The 18,927-nt window shown below is 51.2% G+C and carries 18 protein-coding genes and 1 other annotated feature; of the genes, 14 read left to right on the forward strand and 4 right to left on the reverse strand.

The window, feature by feature from the left end; all coding sequences use genetic code 11:
* Window positions 1-41: 41 nt before the first annotated feature.
* A complete protein-coding gene (locus E5336_RS08955) occupies window positions 42-950 on the forward strand; it encodes a hypothetical protein (protein WP_135980781.1) in 909 nt (302 codons plus the stop codon).
* A 29-nt stretch (window positions 951-979) separates the two neighbouring features.
* Here the strand turns inward: E5336_RS08955 and E5336_RS08960 are convergent, their stop codons facing one another.
* Window positions 980-1,333, reverse strand: coding sequence for a GNAT family N-acetyltransferase (locus E5336_RS08960; RefSeq protein ID WP_277820834.1), 354 nt, complete (start codon window positions 1,331-1,333; stop codon window positions 980-982).
* A gap of 1,101 nt (window positions 1,334-2,434) precedes the next feature.
* On the opposite strand from E5336_RS08960, the gene abc-f reads away from it, so the two are divergent.
* The 8 genes from abc-f (at window position 2,435) to E5336_RS09000 (ending at window position 10,337) form a co-directional block, all read left to right on the forward strand.
* Entirely contained in the window at window positions 2,435-3,928 is a 1,494-nt protein-coding gene (abc-f, locus tag E5336_RS08965) for a ribosomal protection-like ABC-F family protein (RefSeq protein WP_135980783.1), read from the forward strand.
* A 10-nt stretch (window positions 3,929-3,938) separates the two neighbouring features.
* Window positions 3,939-4,140: a binding site (T-box leader), on the forward strand.
* A gap of 34 nt (window positions 4,141-4,174) precedes the next feature.
* Complete coding sequence (locus tag E5336_RS08970; protein ID WP_135980784.1) at window positions 4,175-6,787, forward strand: valine--tRNA ligase; 2,613 nt, start codon at window positions 4,175-4,177, stop codon at window positions 6,785-6,787.
* Window positions 6,780-7,244 (forward strand): MarR family winged helix-turn-helix transcriptional regulator, encoded by a 465-nt coding sequence (locus E5336_RS08975; RefSeq protein ID WP_135980785.1) that lies wholly within the window; start codon window positions 6,780-6,782, stop codon window positions 7,242-7,244. The genes E5336_RS08970 and E5336_RS08975 overlap by 8 nt, the downstream gene beginning before the upstream one ends.
* The gene (locus E5336_RS08980; RefSeq protein WP_135980786.1) at window positions 7,225-7,524 is read left to right on the forward strand and encodes a hypothetical protein; all 300 of its coding nucleotides are present in this window, start codon (window positions 7,225-7,227) and stop codon (window positions 7,522-7,524) included. The genes E5336_RS08975 and E5336_RS08980 overlap by 20 nt, the downstream gene beginning before the upstream one ends.
* A gap of 129 nt (window positions 7,525-7,653) precedes the next feature.
* Complete coding sequence (locus E5336_RS08985) at window positions 7,654-8,592, forward strand: DnaJ C-terminal domain-containing protein (RefSeq protein WP_135980787.1); 939 nt, start codon at window positions 7,654-7,656, stop codon at window positions 8,590-8,592.
* 167 nt (window positions 8,593-8,759) lie between these two features.
* The gene (locus E5336_RS08990; protein ID WP_135980788.1) at window positions 8,760-9,146 is read left to right on the forward strand and encodes a hypothetical protein; all 387 of its coding nucleotides are present in this window, start codon (window positions 8,760-8,762) and stop codon (window positions 9,144-9,146) included.
* A 58-nt stretch (window positions 9,147-9,204) separates the two neighbouring features.
* Window positions 9,205-9,798, forward strand: a complete 594-nt coding sequence (locus E5336_RS08995) for a hypothetical protein (RefSeq protein ID WP_135980789.1) — start codon at window positions 9,205-9,207, stop codon at window positions 9,796-9,798.
* 101 nt (window positions 9,799-9,899) lie between these two features.
* Entirely contained in the window at window positions 9,900-10,337 is a 438-nt protein-coding gene (locus E5336_RS09000; protein WP_135980790.1) for a hypothetical protein, read from the forward strand.
* Window positions 10,338-10,373: 36 nt separating this feature from the next.
* On the opposite strand, the gene typA is transcribed toward E5336_RS09000, so the two are convergent.
* Window positions 10,374-12,209 carry a translational GTPase TypA gene (typA, locus tag E5336_RS09005; protein WP_135980798.1) on the reverse strand — a complete coding sequence of 612 codons (1,836 nt, stop codon included), beginning with the start codon at window positions 12,207-12,209 and terminating at the stop codon, window positions 10,374-10,376.
* A gap of 132 nt (window positions 12,210-12,341) precedes the next feature.
* Here typA and E5336_RS09010 point away from each other — a divergent pair, with 132 nt between their 5' ends.
* The 4 genes from E5336_RS09010 to E5336_RS09025 all read left to right on the forward strand — a co-directional run bounded on the left by E5336_RS09010 (window position 12,342) and on the right by E5336_RS09025 (window position 16,576).
* Window positions 12,342-13,088, forward strand: coding sequence for an esterase family protein (locus tag E5336_RS09010; RefSeq protein ID WP_168353622.1), 747 nt, complete (start codon window positions 12,342-12,344; stop codon window positions 13,086-13,088).
* Between the two features lie 68 nt (window positions 13,089-13,156).
* Window positions 13,157-13,348: a DUF6440 family protein gene (locus E5336_RS09015; RefSeq protein ID WP_135980792.1), complete on the forward strand. Its 192-nt coding sequence runs from the start codon at window positions 13,157-13,159 to the stop codon at window positions 13,346-13,348.
* 121 nt (window positions 13,349-13,469) lie between these two features.
* On the forward strand, window positions 13,470-15,245 hold the full coding sequence (locus tag E5336_RS09020; RefSeq protein ID WP_135980793.1) for a DUF975 family protein: 1,776 nt from the start codon (window positions 13,470-13,472) through the stop codon (window positions 15,243-15,245).
* A gap of 122 nt (window positions 15,246-15,367) precedes the next feature.
* Window positions 15,368-16,576 carry an MFS transporter gene (locus tag E5336_RS09025; protein ID WP_135980794.1) on the forward strand — a complete coding sequence of 403 codons (1,209 nt, stop codon included), beginning with the start codon at window positions 15,368-15,370 and terminating at the stop codon, window positions 16,574-16,576.
* Window positions 16,577-16,598: 22 nt separating this feature from the next.
* Here the strand turns inward: E5336_RS09025 and E5336_RS09030 are convergent, their stop codons facing one another.
* A complete protein-coding gene (locus E5336_RS09030) occupies window positions 16,599-16,937 on the reverse strand; it encodes a NifU family protein (protein ID WP_277820835.1) in 339 nt (112 codons plus the stop codon).
* A gap of 9 nt (window positions 16,938-16,946) precedes the next feature.
* Window positions 16,947-17,411, reverse strand: a complete 465-nt coding sequence (locus E5336_RS09035) for a divergent PAP2 family protein (RefSeq protein WP_135980795.1) — start codon at window positions 17,409-17,411, stop codon at window positions 16,947-16,949.
* Window positions 17,412-17,575: 164 nt separating this feature from the next.
* Here E5336_RS09035 and E5336_RS09040 point away from each other — a divergent pair, with 164 nt between their 5' ends.
* Window positions 17,576-18,847 carry a glucose-6-phosphate isomerase gene (locus E5336_RS09040; protein ID WP_135980796.1) on the forward strand — a complete coding sequence of 424 codons (1,272 nt, stop codon included), beginning with the start codon at window positions 17,576-17,578 and terminating at the stop codon, window positions 18,845-18,847.
* Window positions 18,848-18,927 lie beyond the last annotated feature (80 nt).

Below are 18,927 nucleotides of genomic sequence, written 5' to 3' on the forward strand. Positions count from 1 at the left end.
AAAATGTCCCTTTTGTCCTCTCTTTGTCGTATATAATATATATGAAAGAGAAAAATAAAAAAGAACGGAAAAGCCTGCGCCGGCAGCAACGGGCGTACGACCGTATGGCGAAACAATGGCTTCGGGACACCCGGCTTTTGTCGTATTTGATCAAAGACGGCGTGCCGCGAATGGCTTCGGACCCCATCGAAGCCATTCGCGGCTATATCGAAACCGACACCGATCAAATCCCGTACGCGTCGGGCGAGATCGCATTTAGCTCGGGCGCCTACGTCGAGCCTGACCTGTTGTTTGGCATGAAAAAGAAATCATGGCAGGCGTACGGCAACGCGGATTTTCAAAAGGACATGCCTAAAGCGTACGATCTGGAATCACGAAAGAACTTGTATGTGGCCGCGATAGTGTGCAACCAGGTGGGAAAGAAAGTGGACTACAACGCGCTGCGGTCGGTGTATTCGATGTGGGTCGTCAACGATTTCCGGATCAAAAAAAGCGAGCTGGAAATCAAAAAGGAATGGATCGAGAAAACAGAAGGTAGCCAGGTGACAAGAAACGAGCCAAAGGAGGGCATGATGAACCTGGCGACATTCAAAATCGGAAACGAGATCCGGGAAGACGACAAGGATTCACTGAAAGTGCTGCATTATTTGTTTAAGTGCGAAGAGGAAAAGAAAGCCAACGAGAAATTGAGAGCGTATGGATTCACAATGGAAGAAGACCAAAGGAGGGTGAGGAAAATGTGCAACTTGAGCCAGGGATTGATTGAAAAAGGAAGAGAGGAAGGACGAAATGAAGGGCGAAAAGAAGGCGCCGTGAAAGCGTCGGTCGACGCCATCCGGCGCTTCTCCAAAAAATTCAACATTCCGATCGAGGAGGCGTATCAAACGCAGGCCGAAGGGCTGACCCGTCAGCAGGCGCGAATCGTCCGGTCGCGTTTAAATTTGAAATAAGACAAACAAAAGAGTCCGCAAGGACTCTTTTACTGTTGCTGCTGGTCGAGAACTTTGGCCGCGTAGGAGCAAACGGGAACAAGGGTGAAGCCATGCTCTTTCGCTTTGCGCGCGACCATCATGACGAGTTCGCGGGCGATACCGCGACCGCCAAATTCGGGCTGGACTTCCGTATGCGTAATGATCCAGCGGTCGCCGTCGACCTGGTATTGGCATAAACCAATGAGCTGGCCGTCATTGTAGGCGGCGGACCGGCTTTTTGTCCCTTCAAATACGTATTGAATCATGTTTTTTACCTCTTCTTCTAACGATATTTTACTCCGGCAAGAAGAAGGAAGGGAACCGGATGCCCGAATTAAAAGAGTCCTTTCGGACTCTTTCATGTTATTGGATGAATGTTTTCTCGTCCTTCTATATGTACCACGTTTTGATGTGGATTTTTCTCTTCCTGTTTTCGCATGCCCTGGACTTATTCTTTTCGCTTGGTTATCGCGTCCATCTTTCCTTTCAGATGCTTTCGCTTGTGACGATTGATCTTCTTCATCATTCGTATCCGCCTGCTGCCATTTTCATGCTGTCGATCGGTTTGGATTCCTTTATATTGTCATTGTGCTTGATGAGATTTCCTCCTCATCTTTTTTAATGAAAAGATTTCCGTTTTCGATCGTTGTTGACGTTTCATTTTAGCGACTTTTGTGTCGAGGAAGTTTGACGATTTTTCATTCGATCCGACATAGATCTTTTTCTATGCGCCCGGCGAATACAACTTGTTAAGTGTTTGCCAGGGGATCAAATTACTTCGCCTATTGGGTTTGATTCGTTCCGTGTTCACACGCTTTGGAATCCTGCTTCTTCCATTTTTTCATTGACTTTCCGGCTGTTCCTTTCGAAATCTCGTCTTTCTTTACAAACAAGATCTGCTCATTCGATTTGTTGATCGTTCAATGCCGTTTCCGTCTTTTTCTTTTGATCTCTTCAATCCGGTTTTTTGAATTTCGCTTGTTGTAACGAGAGTTTTTCCCTCATCTCATTCTTTCCAAATCGGCTCGTCAAGATCGTTTTGTTCATTTTAGCGACTTTTGTGTCGAGGAAGTTTGACGATTTTAATGTTGATCCTTCATAGAATTTCTCTATGTTTTAACCGTTTTTTTCTTGCCGTTTCTTTTGGCACCTTCATCATAACAGCCCGTTTTCATGATGACAAGAAACTGGAAAAAGTGGCCCTAAAACTGGAATTTTCATGAAAAACAATGGATTTTCGGACTTGCCATTCCGCAAATCATTCCGTATACTACGTTTGAAAGAGGTGAGAAGATGTTGAATGGTTCTGTTTCGAAAAAAATTTAAAAACAGAAAACTTCCATCTTTTTACTATGCCAAATCAAAGGATCGTAAAGCCGATCCGTTTTTCAAATTCAAATCAGTTCACAAAAGACCGCCGAAGTTTTCTTCGCGGTCTTTTGTGTTATTGGAGGTGAAAAACTATGGCGATGATTACCGTCAAACATTTAACGTTTCAATATGAATCCATTGATGATCCCCTTTTCCAAGACGTGTCCTTTTCCATCGACACGAACTGGAACTGCGGACTCATCGGAAAAAACGGCAATGGAAAAACGACCCTTCTAAACCTGCTTTGCAAAAAACTTTCCGGAACCGGAACGGTCGACTGTCCCGTCCCGGTTGAAATTTTTCCTTACGCCATTGCCGATCCATCCCGGGTCACGACCGACGTTTTAGAGGATGTGTCCGGCGCGCAGCCATGGCAAATCCAAAAGGAATGCGCCCGGCTCGAATTGCGCTCCGATCTTTTATGGCAGCCATTCGAGACGCTTTCGCAAGGAGAAAAAATCCGCTGTATGCTAGCCGCCCTCTTCTTAAAAGAAGGCGCGTTCGTGCTACTCGACGAGCCAAGCAACCATCTTGATGAAAAAGGGAAACAAATTCTCGGCGCCTATTTAAAATCCAAGCGTGGGTTTCTGCTTGTTAGCCACGACCGCAAACTGCTCGATGACTGCGTCGATCACGTCGTCGCCCTGACACCCCAGGGCGTGGACGTGCGAAAAGGGAATTTCTCCGCCTGGCATCTCGATCATGAAAACATGCTCGCCAAAGACCGGGCTGAAAACGAGCGGCTCCGCCATGAAATCAAGCGGCTGGAGGCTTCAGCCCGTATGGCCGGCAGCTGGTCGAATGCCAAAGAAAAACAAAAGATCGGCGCCGCCGACAAAGGGTTTGTCGGACACAAGGCTGCCAAACTCATGAAACGCTCCAAAGCCATCGAAGCCCGAAAGGAAAAAGCCGTCGAGGAAAAGCGAAAGCTCATCAAAAGCGACGAGCAGCCCGAGACGTTGCGCATCCAAACACGCGACTATAAAAAATCGACGTTGATGCACTTGACACGCGTTCGCGTCGTCTATGAAACCTGGTCGACGCCAAGCCAGACGTTTTCGATCGGGCAAGGCGAGCGGATCCGGCTTTGCGGTGCCAACGGGTCGGGAAAAAGCAGTCTGCTTAAAGCGATCGTCGGACAATGCCCGTATGAAGGGACAATCGAGGCAAGCGCTGATTTAACGGTTTCCTATGTCGCCCAAACCGTGGAAGAGGCGCAAGGATCCATTGAACGCTACATCGCGCGCTACGCCATCGACCGGACTTTGTTTATGACGATTTTACGCAAGTTTGGCTTTTCCAGAGCGGAACTGACCCATCCGCTTGAAGCGCTTTCCGCCGGCCAACGGCGAAAAATCATGCTGGCCCGCAGTTTGTGCGAATCCGCCCACCTCTACGTGTGGGACGAGCCGCTCAACGATTTGGATATCGACAGCCGCGAACAAATCGAACGCATGCTGCAAGAAAGCGGCTACACGATGCTGTTTGTGGAGCACGACACCATGTTTTCCCAAAGCGTGGCCACGAAAGAAATTGATTTTGACGAAAAAACAAACGAGGAGGTTCACATTCAAAAAACGATGTGATAGACTATTGGAAACGGCGTTGAATAAAAGGAGTAGTCTGGACGGATTGATAGAGAGTCTTCGGGTGGTGGAAGAAGATATGAAAGGCAGGCGAAGGTAGTTTAGGAGCCGTTCTCTGAGCTTAGTAGGAGAAACCGTGCGACCGCGTTAAGGTCTTGAGGCATACGTCCGTATGCGAATTAAGGTGGTACCACGTGCAGCACGTCCTTAGGGATGTGCTTTTTTTTATTTGGAAAGGAAGAGAGTATGCTAGAACCAAAATACGACCACACGAAAGTGGAGGAAAACCGCTATGACCAATGGATTGACCAGGGGTATTTTACCGCGGGGGATTTGACGAAGAGCCCGTATTGTATCGTCATCCCGCCACCCAATGTAACTGGCAAGCTCCATCTCGGACACGCCTGGGACACGACGATCCAGGATATCTTGTCGCGCTACAAGCGCCTGCAAGGCTTTGACGTGCTGTGGCTGCCCGGTATGGATCATGCCGGCATCGCGACGCAAGCCAAAGTCGACGCCCGCCTCAAAGACGAGGGAATTTCCCGCTACGACATCGGCCGCGAGAAATTTCTGGACCGGGCGTGGGAGTGGAAGGAGGAATACGCCTCCACCATTCGCAAACAGTGGGCCAAGCTTGGCTTGTCGCTTGACTACACGCGCGAGCGCTTCACAATGGATGAAGGACTGTCGCAAGCCGTTCGCAAAGTGTTTGTCGACCTGTACAACGACGGGCTGATTTACCAGGGCGAGCGCATCATCAACTGGGATCCGCAAGCCCGCACCGCGCTGAGCAACATCGAAGTTGAGCACAAGGAAATCATGGGCCACATGTATTACTTCAAATACAAAGTTGTGGAAACCGGGGAAGAACTCGTCATCGCCACGACGCGCCCGGAAACGATGTTCGCCGACCAGGCGATCTTCGTTCATCCAGACGACGAGCGCTACAAGCACCTGGTTGGCAAGCACGCCATCAACCCGGCCAACGGACAGGCGCTGCCAATCATGGCCGACGACTACATCGACATGGAATTTGGAACGGCCGTCATGAAATGTACGCCGGCTCACGACCCCAACGACTTCGCGCTCGCGAAAAAATATGGACTCGACATGCCGATCTGCATGAACGACGACGGCACGATGAACGCCATGGCCCACAAGTACGAAGGCATGGACCGGTTCGAATGCCGCGAGGCGCTCGTGGCCGATTTTGAAAAGGACGGTGTGGTCGACCACATCGAGGAGCACCCGCACCAGGTCGGGCATTCCGAGCGCACAGGCGTGATCGTGGAGCCGTACTTGTCGAAACAATGGTTTGTCAAGATGCGCCCGCTCGCCGACGAGGTGCTCAAAAACCAGCAAGGCGAGCAGCGAATCTCGTTTGTGCCGGAACGCTTTAACCACACGTTCGAGCAATGGCTGGAAAACATCGAGGACTGGTGCATTTCCCGCCAGCTGTGGTGGGGACATCGGATTCCGGCATGGACGAACAAGGAAACCGGTGAAATTTATGTCGGCATAGAAGATCCGAAAGATCCGGAAAACTGGATTCAGGACGAAGACGTGCTCGATACGTGGTTTTCCAGCGCGTTGTGGCCGTTTTCCACACTCGGTTGGCCGGAAGAAACAGCCGATCTGAACCGGTATTTCCCGAACGATGTGCTCGTCACCGGATACGACATTATTTTCTTCTGGGTGGCGCGCATGGCGTTCCAGACCCGCTACTGCATGAACAACCGGCCATTCAAAGAAGTGCTCATTCACGGCTTGATCCGCGATCCGCAAGGGCGCAAAATGTCGAAGTCGCTTGGCAATGGCGTCGATCCGATGGACGTGATCGCCGACAAGGGCGCGGATGCGCTGCGCTTCTTCTTGACGACCAACTCGGCGCCGGGACTCGACTTGCGCTACGACGAAACAAAAATCGACGCGTCGTGGAACTTCATCAACAAGATTTGGAACGCGTCGCGCTACGTGCTCATGCAGCTGGATGGGCAGGACTTGCCTTTGCGTGTCGACGACTTGACGCCGGCGTCGAAATGGATCTTGGAAAAGATGAACGAAACGATCGAGAGCGTGACCGTCAATATGGATCGTTACGAGTTGTCGATCGCGGGCAACGAGCTGTACAACTTCGTATGGAACGACTTCTGCTCGTGGTTTATCGAATTGTCCAAGCCGGCGCTGCGCAGCGACAACGCGGCCGAAGTGGAAAGCACGAAAGCGACGCTGGCGCTCGTGCTCAAAAACATTTTGATTTTGCTGTCGCCATTCATTCCGTTTGTCGCCGAGGAAATTTATTCGAATTTGCCAAACGCCGACGATTCGATCAACACGGAAGCGTGGCCAAAACCTGTCGACGTGAAAATGAGCGCCCAGGAAATGGACCGGATGGAGATGCTGATTGGCGCCATCAGCGCGGTGCGCGAAATCAAAAACGAATACCACCTCAAGCCTTCGGAAACGATCGAAATTTCCTTGCACGATGAAAAAGGCGCGGCCATCGAGCTGCCGGAAAACCTGAAAAACCTGCTCGAAGGCATGGCGCATGTGCAAGTGTGCGCCCAGCTGCCAACCGAGGATGTGCTGTCCCGGACGATCGACCACGCGATTTTGACGGTCGCCATGGCGGATCTCATTGATTTGGAAGAAGAGAAGGCAAAATGGGAAAAGGAAATCGTTCGTCTGGAAAAAGAAGTGATTCGTGGAGAAAAGATGCTTTCGAACCCAAGATTCGTGGAGAAGGCACCAAAGGAAAAGGTCGATGCGGAGAAAAACAAGCTGTCCACGTATCAGGAACAACTCGCGATCGCGAAAAAACAGCTAGCTTCGATCGAGAAAAAAATCAATGGATAAAAAACAAACACAGCCTGAATTGTCCAATGAGCGGAGATACGAGCTCATGCTTTTGATCGTGCAGCGTATTCGAAAAGCCTGGAAGGATCAGCTGAAGCTGTATCCGACGATGAAATCCAAGGATCTGGATATGCTGGCGTACATTTATACCGCGAAAACGCCTATCACGATGCAGGACCTGGCGTCCTATTTAAAGGTATCCGCGGCCGCGGTTTCGCAAATGGTGGCTTCTTTGGAAAAAAAGCGGATTTTGCGCAAGACGCCAAGCGAAGTCGACCATCGGATCAACGAGTTGTCGCTTCATCCGGAACTCGTCGAATCCATCGAGGAGGACCAGCGTCATATGGCGGCGCTTCTGCGCGAATTCGAAACGTTTTCGAATCATGAATTTGATTTGGAGGCGCTGTTTGAACGCGTCCTTGCCTTTGCCGAGCAGCATGAAAAAGATTCTGTTTGATTGCGAATCGGTAAAGGATCCGTACGAGTTCTTGCGCGAGGCGCTGGAAATCGAGCCGATGGACAAGGCGCAGCTGAAGCGCCGGATCCTTGGGTTTCGAACGCCGGCGATCGTGGAGGTGGAGCACCGGTTTGAAGGGGTGAAACGATGGAGCGAGTTCATCAATTTTTTGGAAGAAGTTTCGCAAAAGAACCGGTTTCTCTACATTGTCTGGGGCCCGAAAAAGGTGGAGAACCTCATTGCCGAAGAACAAATGGGGCAGGTTTTGAAGCCCGGTTGACATTTTCTTGTCCGCTTTGAAAAAAGCGGACTTTTTTGGTGGAAGCGTGTGAAACTCCATCCGGACTTGATTGTGCTAAAATAAAAAGGAATCAGAGATCATTAGGGATTTTTCTGGAAAGGATCAAGTATGACACAAGGATTGTATGAAGTATTGGGGATCTCGAAAGGCGCGACCGAAAAAGAGATCAAAAGTGCATATAAAAAACTGGCGAAAAAATACCATCCGGACTTGAACAAAGGCCCGGAAGCGGAAGCGAAGATGAAGGAAATCAACAAGGCGTATGAAATCTTGTCGGATCCGAAAAAACGGGAAATGTACGATGAATTCGGTGAAAAGGCGATCGAAGCCGACTTCAACGAGGAAATCCTGAATTCCTATAAATATTCCTGGTCCAACCAGGGACAGCAAGGCGGATTCGGACCAGGAAACGGATGGCCGTTTGGTTTCGACGACGACTTCCTCAACAACATGTTTGGCGGCCAGGGCGGCGCGGGCCGGGGCTCCTTTTACCAGGACTACTCGCCACGTCCGATGAAGGGGGAGGATTTGAACGCCACGATCAACATCGACTTTATGAAAGCGGTGCAAGGTGGTCCGGAAACGGTTTCCTTCACCATCAACGACGGCGTCAATCCGCCAAAGAACGTCACATACGAAGTGAAGATTCCGCAAGGCATCCGCGAAGGACAAAAGATTCGTTTGTCCGGAAAAGGACTGGCCGGTTTGAATGGCGGACCGGATGGCGATTTGTATTTGAACGTCCACATTCGTCCGGATCAAACGTTCCGGCGTGAAAACGAGGATATCTACGTGGAAATTCCGGTTGACTTTACGGACGCGCTGCTTGGAGCGAGCATCGACGTGCCGACTATTGACGGAACGGTTTCAATCAAGATCCCGGCCGGAACGCAGCCTGGACAAAAATTCCGTCTAAAAGGCAAAGGGGTCAAGACCGCCAAGGCGACAGGCGACGAATACGCGCAAATCAAAGTGACGCTGCCAAAAGAAATGAGCGACGAGCAAAAAGAGCTGATCGAAAAATTCAAGGCGACCCAAAATCAATAGTTCGCGACAGACTTCGAAAGAGGTCTGTTTTTTTTAATAATTATTCCAAATTCTCCCATAAAATAATTTATTTAGATTAATTGATAAAAACAACATAGTCACGTATGATGTATGTAGTTAAGCAAGACTTAAACGAACGGGAATCACAAAGAGAGGAGATTCTTTTTATGTTCATTCCTTATTTAGAAAAAAGAAAACGGGAGAATCCAGCCGCGAACCGCCGGCAAATCGACTTGCACGACAACCGGATGGCGGCGTTTGTGCCGGTGTGCACGCTGCTGCTTTTGTTGCTAGGCACCTCGGTTTTCTCCCTTGCGACCGTGCAGGAGTGGTTTCGGCCGCGATACTTTATGACGGGCACGTTCTTGTTTTTTTGGCCGATTTGGTCGTATTGCCGCGGACTGTTCATGTTCGCGAGCGTGCTCGTCGTGCAAACACTCATCGTCGTCTCGGGATTCATGCTTGGCATGCCGGGAACGCTGGCGGTTTTTCTTTACATTTTTATGCCTGGGTGGCTCGCTTTCAAAGACGCGTATCGTGGTTTTTTTCACTGATTCCGGTTTTTTTGGAAACAATCGTGTATACTGGTGAACAGAAGGATGTGATGAAACAATGAATGGATGGGCTCAGCTTGGCGTGATTTTGCTAATTGGCGTCGTCATTTACTCCGTCGTCAAGCGAATCGTCCAGACCCGGACGGAAAACCAGTACATGCAGTGGTTTGGGGAAGGAAAGTTTGACCGGATTCTGGCCTCGATCGACTCGTGGAAAGGAAAGTGGCTGTTTCCACTGTACAACCGCGACCACCTCAAACTGCAAGTCGCGCAAATGACCAACGACAAAGAGCAAATCGACGCGCTGCTGGACAAAATGCTCGCCATGAAGACGACACCGGAACAGCGCAAGGAAATCGTCATGCGCGCGTTTGAATACTTCATATACGAGCAGGACCGGCGCAAAGCCAAACCGCTTTACCAGGAAATCAAGCAGCACTTCGACAAGAAGACAGCGCACCGCGCCAGGCTCATGTACGAAGTGTATATTACCCATAAAGGCGATTTGGTCGACGAGCTGCTCGAACTAGCCAAAACAATTCCCGATTCCGAAAAGGGAACGTGCTATTTGCTGCTGGCGCAGTCCTACAAAAACAAGCACGATGACGAAAAACAGCGCGAATACGAGCAGCTTGCCAAACAATACCTCTAAAGATCCGAAGACGGGTCTTTTTTTTCGCCAAACCGACAAAACCGTCATGATTTCACCTGGATCGTTTTTTATACTCTTGAAGAAGGAAAGGAGGTGGGAGCATGCGAAAGCTGACTTTGTGTGCCGCAGTCGTGCTGCTGGCAGGACTGGGCGGCTGTTCGAAAGCGGAATGGCTCGAAACATACAACGCCGTCGTGGAAACGACTGGCACGCTCGCGCTCGATCCGGATGGAAGCCTGGTCGGAGATCGCAAGCTGGAGGATTCGTATCAAGGGACGTATTCGGCTTTTTACAAGGATTTCAGTGGTGTGGAAACGATATTTGGCGGCACGTCGATCGAGGCGCAGACATTGCGAATCGAGGCGGTGGCGCAAGGGGAAAGTGGAAATTTGGAGATTCGCTGGCAAAAAGGGGATCAAAGCGAAGTGCTTGGTGAAGGGGAATCGTTCATTCAAACGATCGAGTGCGAGGCGGGAACGAATTTGATCGAGATTGACGCCAAGCATTTTACCGGCGCGCTGGAATTGCGCGTACAATAAAAAAAGAGTCCGCTTTCGCAAGACTCTTGGTTGGGTTTATCCGTTTTTCTGCGCCATTTTCTGACGGTACAAGTTTCTGCGATCTTGCGCTGTCAATCCTTTTTTGCGGATACGAATCGCGTCCGGCGTCACTTCGACAAGCTCGTCATCGTTGATCCATTCCAGCGCCTCCTCCAAAGAGAACACGCGTGGCGGCGTCAGGAACATGCCTTCGTCGCGTCCGCTGCTTCGGATGGCGGTCAGCTTCTTGTTTTTGAGCGGATTGACATCGAGGTCGATGTTTTTCGCCGACTCGCCGATAATCATACCTTCATACACATCCGTCTGCGGCGAGATGAACAGCTGCCCGCGTTCCTGTAAATTCCACAACGCATACGTCATGGCCGAACCCGTTTCCGTGGAAATCATCGCACCCTGCATACGCTGCGTGATCTCGCCCTTGTATGGCTCGTAACCCGAAATCCGGCGCACCAGCGTGCCTTCGCCGTGCGTATCGTTGATAAACTGCGTCCGGAAACCAAGCAAGCCGCGGGTCGGCGCGGTATACGTGATTTTAACGTAGCCGTTTTCCTCTTCCATGTCCTGCATGATGCCTTTGCGCAAGTTCAGCTGGTTGATAATCGTGCCCTGGTATTCGGCAGGCGCGATGCACACGACTTCCTCGACTGGCTCGACTTTTTGCCCGTTCTCATCGCGGTGCAAAATGACTTCCGGCTTCGAAACGGCCAGCTCGTACCCTTCGCGGCGCATGTTTTCGATCAGGATCGAAATGTGCAGCTCGCCACGGCCGCTGATTTTAAAGCAGTCGGCGCTCTCGGTCGGCTCGACTTTCAAACCGACGTTGACTTCCAGCTCTTTTTCCAGACGCTCCTTCAAGTTTCTGGACGTCACGTATTTTCCGGATTGTCCGGCGAAAGGAGACGTGTTGACGTGGAAGTTCATTGACAACGTCGGCTCCTCGATTGCGATGTGGTCCATCGGCTCCACGTGGTCCGGATCGCAAATCGTGTCGCCAATCGAAATGTCCGGCATGCCGGCGATGACGACGATATCGCCCGAATGGGCTTCTTTGACCGGCGTTCTCGAAAGGCCTTTGTAGACGAAAAGATTCGAAATCGACTCCTTCTTTTCCAGCCCTTCCTGATTGCAGCGGATGTACGGCTGGCCCGGCTTCAACGTGCCTTGATAGACGCGGCCGATTCCTAAGCGGCCAATGTACTCGTCGTAAGCGAGTGCCGAAACCTGCATTTGAACGGGTTCCTCGTCCAAATCGGGATACGCCTCGCAATGTTTGAGAATCGTGTCAAACAGCGGGTCGATATTTTCGCTTGGCGTGTCCATATCGTACTGAACGATCCCTTCGCGCGCCACGCCATACAAAATCGGGAACTCGAGCTGCTCGTCGTTGGCGTTCAAGTCGAGGAACAGCTCGTACACCTCGTCCACGACTTCCTCGGCCCGCTGGTCTTTTTTGTCGATCTTGTTCACGAGCAGGATCGGCTTCAAACCGATTTCCAGCGCCTTGGACAACACGAACCGCGTTTGCGGCATTGGGCCTTCGCTGGCGTCCACCAGCAGGATGACGGTGTCGACCGTCCGGATGATCCGCTCCACCTCGCTGGAGAAGTCGGCATGGCCCGGGGTGTCGACAATGTTGATTTTTACGCCATCGTGAATGACGGAACAGTTTTTTGAATAAATCGTGATTCCGCGCTCCCGTTCCAAATCGTTGGAATCCATGACGCAGTCCACGACTTCCTCGTTGTCGCGGAACACATCGCTTTGGCGCAAAAACGCGTCGACCAGCGTACTCTTGCCGGCGTCAACGTGGGCAATCACAGCTATATTTAAGATTTTTTCTTTTTCAGGCATCGTTTCACTCGCTTTCATAATTTTTAGCACTGCCATTATACTCTTTGCCTGCTAAAAACACAACGAAACCCACTCAAAACGAAAGAATCGCCATTGTATGGTATAATGGCACCGGGAAAGGAAAGGGTGAGAATGATGCAAATTCGCTATTTTAAAGAATACTCCCGGTTTCTGAATCGGGATATGGAATTCAAAATGTATGGCCACGCTGGCCGTTTATGCCTGGTCGTGCCTTGTCAGGATGGACGTTTTTTTGAATGGGAGGACCGGCACATGTTCGAGCTCCTTCAAGATTTGATCGACCAGGGCCGCATTCAATTCGTGACCGTCGATTCCGTCGATCTGGAATCGTGGTCGAGCTTTGACGCCACGACGCCGCGCATGGAAAAACAGGAAAACTGGGTGCAGTACGTCATGCAGGAGCTGCTTCCCAGCGCGAAAGCCAAAGCCGGAAAAGACGCGGGCGAAAGCGTGATGGTGATGGGAGCGAGCATGGGGGCATTTCACGCCGGCAATTTGTTTTTCCGGTTTCCGGACACGTTCACGCAAGTGCTCGCGCTCTCGGGCCTTTATGACATGTCGCCGTATTTTTACGACGGGCATGTTGATTTCAACGCCTATCAAAACAACCCGTGCGGTTATTTGTCCAACATGGATCCGGCCCACGGCTACATCCCGAAATACAATCGGGCGCAGGCGGTTTTCGTCGTCGGGCAAGGCGCGTGGGAAAACGAGTGCGCCGCCGATTTGCGCAAGCTGGCCGATATTTGCTGGAGCAAGGGAATTCAGATCCAAACGGACTTCTGGGGATACGACACGCCGCACGACTGGCCGAGCTGGGAGCGCCAGATTCGGGAATATTTGCCGCAAATGTGCTAATGTCAAATCCCTTTGACATCGCTTCGCGCAAAAATGGCGTATAGTGAAGGGGAAAAGGAGGATTTGAAATGAAAACGCAGGAACGTTTCGTGGAAACGTATCGCCACGGGATAGCCAACACGCAAGTCATTCTTGTAGATCGGGAAACGGGCGTCAACTATTTGATGGCCAGCAACACCTTGGGCGCCATGGGAATTTGCGTCCTGGTCGACGCGCAGGGAAATCCCGTCGTCACCCCGGTCGAGTCCGAACTCGAATGAAAAGAAAGGAAATCTGAAGAAAAGCGGATTTCCTTTTTTTTGCGCGCGAAAGGATCCGTTTTTTAACGATGTCTTGGTATTCGGCTTGCATCTTAAATTCGAAATTTTGTACACTGGAACTATGAAAGTCAATCGAAAAGAAATGAAAAAAAGAGCGAGAGAAAATCTTTCGCGGCATTATGGATTGTATGTGTTCGTGTGCATGGTGGCCGCCTATTTGGGCACAGAGCAAGCGCGCGCCTTCCGGTTTTTGAGCGTGTTTTCCACCGGACAGGGAGCCATGACCGGTCTGCTGATTCGCGGCGGGATCAACCCGGCGCTCAACGATGTGGTCAATTTCGTCCAGACCCACTTTGTCCATGACATTGGCAGGATTCCCGAACTGGGCACGACCAACGGCGTGTTCGCGCTACTCGTGCGCACGATTGCCGACGGGACGATTCCGAGTTATTTCGTGCATCTGGCCGATTCCCTGACCCGATCGCCGCAAGCGGGCACCTTGATTTTGATTGGATTCGCAGTGACTGTTCACGCGCTTTTCTGGGTGTTTGTCGTGCAGACGCTCAGCGTCGTCAACCGCCGCTTTTTCGTGGAAGGCAGAATTTACGAAAAGGTGCCCTTCGATCGGTACTTGTTTTTCATCCGGGTGAAAAAATGGTGGAGCGTGGCCAGGGCGCTGCTTTGGAAAAACGTGCTGTGGTGTCTTTGGGCGCTAACGATTGTCGGCGGATGGATCAAGCATTACTCGTATTTGCTCGTTCCCTATATTTTGGCGGAAAACCCGGAAACGACAGGCCGGCAGGCCGTCGCTTTGTCGCGGACGATGATGAACGGCCACAAATGGGAGGCGTTCATGATTTCGCTCTCGATGCTTGGATGGTACATTCTCGATGTGGCGACGCTGGGCGTGTCGAGCTTGTTTTGGACCAACGCGTACCGGCAGGCGATCTTTAGCGAGTTTTTCGTCCGGATCCGGGCCGGGTATTTGGCGGAAAATCCAAAAGCGGAAACGGTGTTTGACAACCCGTATTTGTATCGGCTGGCGCCGCGCGGGCTGTTGGAAAAAGCCTACGCCAAGGAAATCGTGGATATGAAGAAAATCAATCCGATCCAAAACGCCTACACGGGATTCAAAGGATTCCTGGAGCGCAATTTCGGCCTGGTGTTCCGGCTGTCCAGCCAGGAGCGGGCGTATGAGCGCTACAATTTCACGCAATGGGACTTGAAAGAGATGAAATGGCAAGTCGAGCGCAAGGAATACCCAATCAAGCTGTCGCCGATTCCGGAAATACGACACCGGCATGTGCTGCGTTCGTTGTATCCGGGACGTAACTACACGGTTACGAGCGTGGCGTTGCTGTTTTTCTTCATGTCGTTTGTGGGCTGGTGCTGGGAAGTGTCGCTCCATTTGATCCAAAACGGCCGGTTCGTCGACCGCGGCGTGCTCCATTTGCCGTGGCTGCCGATTTACGGGTTTGGCTGCGTGTTCATTTTGCTGCTGCTGCGCCGCTGGCGACAGGAACCGTTGAAGGAGTTTCTTTACGCGATCGTTTTGTGCGGCGTTGTCGAATATTTTACGAGTGTGTATTTGCAGGCGGTATACCACACCGAATGGTGGAGCTATCAAGGCTATTTTCTGAATTTGAACGGGCGCATTTGCGCCGAGGGGCTGCTCGTCTTTGGGCTGGGCGGTATGGCTTTTGTGTACATCGTCGCCCCGCTTCTGGACAACTGGTTCCGGAAAATCGGAATCGACAAGCTGAACAAGGTGGCAATCGCGCTAGGCGTCGTCTTTGTGGCGGATGTGATTTACTCCCATTTTTATCCAAACGAAGGGCAGGGCGTGACGACGGGAAAAGTCGTGACGGAGCGTGCCTCCCACAAGGCAAGCGGATGAGAACGTCCGCTTTTTTTCTGGAACGATTTCTATTCGTTTTTCGCATAGATTTCGATAAAAAATAAGTATTATTCAATCGCTTTTTGGAGCCGTATAATCACTTTCAGATAGAGGGAGGTTTGATGATGGCAAACAAAGAAGCGAAACTGAGTGCGCAGACGATGGGGGTCTTTATGATTATGAACTTTACGATGTCCTTGTCGGGAACGCTGTTTAACGGAATCCTGGACCGGATCGCGCTCGAGATGGGGATCAGCGTCGCGCAAACCGGGTATTTGACGTCTATGTACGCGTATGGCGCGATTGGCGCGCCGGTATTGCTCGCGTTGTTGCGAAACGCCAAGCGCAACGCGATGCTCGTGGGAACGCTGCTTGGAAATATCGTTTTTGGGCTTTTCTCAATCGTCGCGCTGGATTTTTTCCTGCTGCTGGCTGCGCGGTTTGGACTTGGCCTGATGGGCACGACGTATGGCGTCGTGGCGACCACAAGCGTCGTGGCGTTGTCGGATGAGCGGCAGGTCGGGCGCAACTTGTCGTTGCTGATTACGGGCGCGGCCGTATCGCTCATGGCGGGCGTGCCGTTGTGCCGGGTGTTGATTCGCGATTTTTCCTGGCAGTCGATCAACTTCGCGCTCATTGTGATCATGGGACTGGGTGTATTGTATTTCGTGTTTTGCCTGCCGACAATCAAAGCGTCGGGCGATTCGCTTCACTTGAAGCAAGAATTGGCCATGTTGAAAGAGCGGCGCGTTTTACTGGTCGTGCTGGGCAGTTTGATTACCTTTGTCGGGTATGGGGCGTTTTACACGTATGTGACGCCTTATCTTGTAGAACGGTTTCCTTTGCTGGAACCGTATATGAGCGGATTGCTCGTCTTGATTGGCGCTTGTTGCTTTTTGGGAAATCTTTTTGGCGGCGTCGTGTGCGACAAGATCGGTTTCGAAAAAGCGTGGTGGATTGGATCCGTATTGCAGGCGGTGCTCGGTGCGGCGATTCTCATGTCGCAGCGCTATGTCGTTGCCAACGTGCTGTTTGTGCTGGTATGGATGTTCAACGGATGGTTCATTGGCTTGCAGCTCAATACGGGAATCAATCTTGTAACCGGGCGTAAATCCAATTTGGTTGTTTCGATCAACAACTCGATCATTCAATTCGCACAGGCGCTTGGCACCTCGATCGCTGCTGTTGTGATCGCCAGAGCGGGAATCTCGATGGATATCGTGATTTCGATCGTCACGTTTGCCGGAGCTGTGACGTTGATCTTGTTGTTGAGCGGCGGGCGCATAATAAAAACCAGCAAAGACGCAACCTTGCTGGCGAAAGGGGAGTGAGTGTTTCGCTCCTTTTTTTGTTTTACACTAAAACGACATCCCGAAGACCGGGAATCTCGTCGAGCAGCAGCAGCTTGATTCCGCCGCTGAAATCGTCGGCCGCCATCATACAGCCGGCGCAAGCGCCCCGGAAGGAGACGTACGCGATGTTTTGCTCGTCGATGCCAAGCAGCTCGACGTCGCCGCCATCGTGTTGAATGTAGGGCCGGATCTTGTCGAGGCATTCTTCGACTTGCTCCTCTTCCACGACGATGTTTTGCGGATCCTCTTGTGCTTTGGCCGCCGGCTCGTTTTGCGGCTGCTCTTCGACAGGCGCCGTGTCGTTTTTTTCCATTTCGGTTTCTTTGTTTTCTTCTGCCATCATAACCTCCTATGCGATAAATAAGGGAAGCAGGATCATCGGCACGATGAGTCCGACGCCGAATCCGCCCACCACTTCCACGCTTTTATGTCCTAAAATCGTTTTGAGTTTCTCTTGATAAATCGGATCGTCAAGGTGAAGTCCCATCATCGACTTGAGGTCTTTGATGAGCTGCTGGGTCAGCGCGATGTTTTTGCCGCTGTAGTAGCGCACGTGGCACGCGTCGTACATGACGATGAACGAGAAGATCGCGGTGACGGCGAAAATCGCCGAGTCGAATCCTTCCTGAATGCCGATCGCCAGCGACAGCGCGGTGACTGTCGAGGTGTGCGAGCTTGGAAATCCGCCGCTCGCCATGACCCAATGTAAATCCCATTTGCCGGTACGATAATAGTATACGAACGTTTTGGCGACTTGCGCGACCACGTTGGACAGCAGCGCGCTCACCAAAGGGAACAACGATGAAGGAATCATAAAATACCTCCTAATCAATACGCATTATAGCATAAATTCCGAATAAAACGAGATGAAGTGATTTTGTCGGCAAATCAATAAAATGAAAGCGTAAAAAATAGAAAACCGAACGAAGAAGCGGTATAATGAAATCGTCTTAGGCACGAAGGGAGAAACAAAGCACAATGATTAAGTTGGATTTAAATCATGCATTTTTGAAAGAAAATGTCAAAGACTATCAAGAAGAAGTGTGCCGCATTGACGAGTCGCTCGTTCAAGGCACCTGCAAGGGAAATGATTTCATCGGATGGCTGACTTGGCCGCAGGATTACGATCGGGAGGAATACGCGCGGATCAAGGCTTGCGCAAAACGCATCCAGGACATGGCGGACGTGCTGATCGTCTGCGGAATCGGCGGATCCTACCTTGGGCCTCGAGCTGGAATCGAAATGGTTAACGGTCTTTATCCGACCAAACAAATCGAAGTGATTTACATGGGAAATACGTTCTCGAGCACGTACATCGCCCAGGTCATGGACTATATCAAGGACAAGAGCGTCGTTGTCAACGTCATCTCGAAATCGGGAACGACGACGGAAACTGCGATCGCGTTCCGGATCCTGAAGCAGTTCATGGAGAAAAAATACGGAGCCGAGGCGAGCAGCCGGATCATCGCCACGACGGACAAGGCGCGCGGCACGTTGAAGACGCTGGCCGACAAGGAAGGCTATGAGACATTCGTCATTCCGGATAATATTGGTGGACGCTTCTCGGTCATCACACCGGTTGGCTTGCTGCCGATGGCCGCGGCCGGACTGGATATCGACGCCTTCATGAAAGGTCTTTCCGATGGAAGCGGCGAATACGGCGACGCGGATCTGGATAAAAACCCGGCGTATCGCTACGCGGTGGCGCGCCGGATCTTGCAGCATCAAGGCTACGACGTCGAATTGTTTGTCGAATACGAGCCGCAAATGCAAATGGTGGCTGAATGGTGGAAACAGCTGTTTGGCGAAAGCGAAGGAAAGGACGAGCTGGGCATCCTGCCGGATTCGGCTTGCTTCTCGACCGACCTGCACTCGCTTGGACAATTCGTTCAGGATGGCAAGAAGGTTTTGTTTGAAACGAATTTATATGTCGACCAGCCGGCCATCGACGTGTTGTTCCCGAACGACGACAAAAACGAGGACGGCATGAATTACCTGGCCGGAAAGTCGATCGACTGGGCCAACAAGATGGCGGCCAAAGGAACGCTGATGGCGCATGAGGAAACCGGCGGCGTGCCAAACATCATCTTGACGATGCCGGGTATGAGCGCGTACGACTTTGGTAACATGTGCATGTTCTTCTTCAAGGCGATCGCTTTGACGACGTTGATGAACGGAAGCAACCCATTCAACCAGCCGGGTGTGGAAGTGTACAAGAAAAACATGTTCAAACTGCTTGGAAAAGAATAACGAAAGAAAAAAGAGTCCATGGACTCAATGTCATTTAGTTAAGAAATGGCTTAACCATCTGGAGATTAATTTCCAGATGG

Source organism: Dubosiella muris (assembly GCF_004793885.1).
GTDB lineage: Bacteria > Bacillota_I > Bacilli_A > Erysipelotrichales > Erysipelotrichaceae > Dubosiella > Dubosiella muris.

Bases quoted from the DNA above. Each gene is read 5' to 3' on its own strand.
- E5336_RS09020 (WP_135980793.1), top strand. From the start codon at position 13,470: ATGAAAGTCAATCGAAAAGAAATGAAAAAAAGAGCGAGAGAAAATCTT.
- E5336_RS09010 (WP_168353622.1), top strand. From the start codon at position 12,342: ATGATGCAAATTCGCTATTTTAAAGAATACTCCCGGTTTCTGAATCGG.
- typA (WP_135980798.1), bottom strand. From the start codon at position 12,209: ATGCCTGAAAAAGAAAAAATCTTAAATATAGCTGTGATTGCCCACGTT.
- E5336_RS09025 (WP_135980794.1), top strand. From the start codon at position 15,368: ATGATGGCAAACAAAGAAGCGAAACTGAGTGCGCAGACGATGGGGGTC.
- E5336_RS08980 (WP_135980786.1), top strand. From the start codon at position 7,225: ATGAAAAAGATTCTGTTTGATTGCGAATCGGTAAAGGATCCGTACGAG.
- E5336_RS08960 (WP_277820834.1), bottom strand. From the start codon at position 1,333: ATGAAAGAGTCCGAAAGGACTCTTTTAATTCGGGCATCCGGTTCCCTT.
- E5336_RS09015 (WP_135980792.1), top strand. From the start codon at position 13,157: ATGAAAACGCAGGAACGTTTCGTGGAAACGTATCGCCACGGGATAGCC.
- E5336_RS08985 (WP_135980787.1), top strand. From the start codon at position 7,654: ATGACACAAGGATTGTATGAAGTATTGGGGATCTCGAAAGGCGCGACC.
- E5336_RS08990 (WP_135980788.1), top strand. From the start codon at position 8,760: ATGTTCATTCCTTATTTAGAAAAAAGAAAACGGGAGAATCCAGCCGCG.
- E5336_RS08995 (WP_135980789.1), top strand. From the start codon at position 9,205: ATGAATGGATGGGCTCAGCTTGGCGTGATTTTGCTAATTGGCGTCGTC.
- E5336_RS08970 (WP_135980784.1), top strand. From the start codon at position 4,175: ATGCTAGAACCAAAATACGACCACACGAAAGTGGAGGAAAACCGCTAT.
- abc-f (WP_135980783.1), top strand. From the start codon at position 2,435: ATGGCGATGATTACCGTCAAACATTTAACGTTTCAATATGAATCCATT.
- E5336_RS09035 (WP_135980795.1), bottom strand. From the start codon at position 17,411: ATGATTCCTTCATCGTTGTTCCCTTTGGTGAGCGCGCTGCTGTCCAAC.
- E5336_RS09000 (WP_135980790.1), top strand. From the start codon at position 9,900: ATGCGAAAGCTGACTTTGTGTGCCGCAGTCGTGCTGCTGGCAGGACTG.
- E5336_RS08955 (WP_135980781.1), top strand. From the start codon at position 42: ATGAAAGAGAAAAATAAAAAAGAACGGAAAAGCCTGCGCCGGCAGCAA.
- E5336_RS09040 (WP_135980796.1), top strand. From the start codon at position 17,576: ATGATTAAGTTGGATTTAAATCATGCATTTTTGAAAGAAAATGTCAAA.
- E5336_RS08975 (WP_135980785.1), top strand. From the start codon at position 6,780: ATGGATAAAAAACAAACACAGCCTGAATTGTCCAATGAGCGGAGATAC.
- E5336_RS09030 (WP_277820835.1), bottom strand. From the start codon at position 16,937: ATGGCAGAAGAAAACAAAGAAACCGAAATGGAAAAAAACGACACGGCG.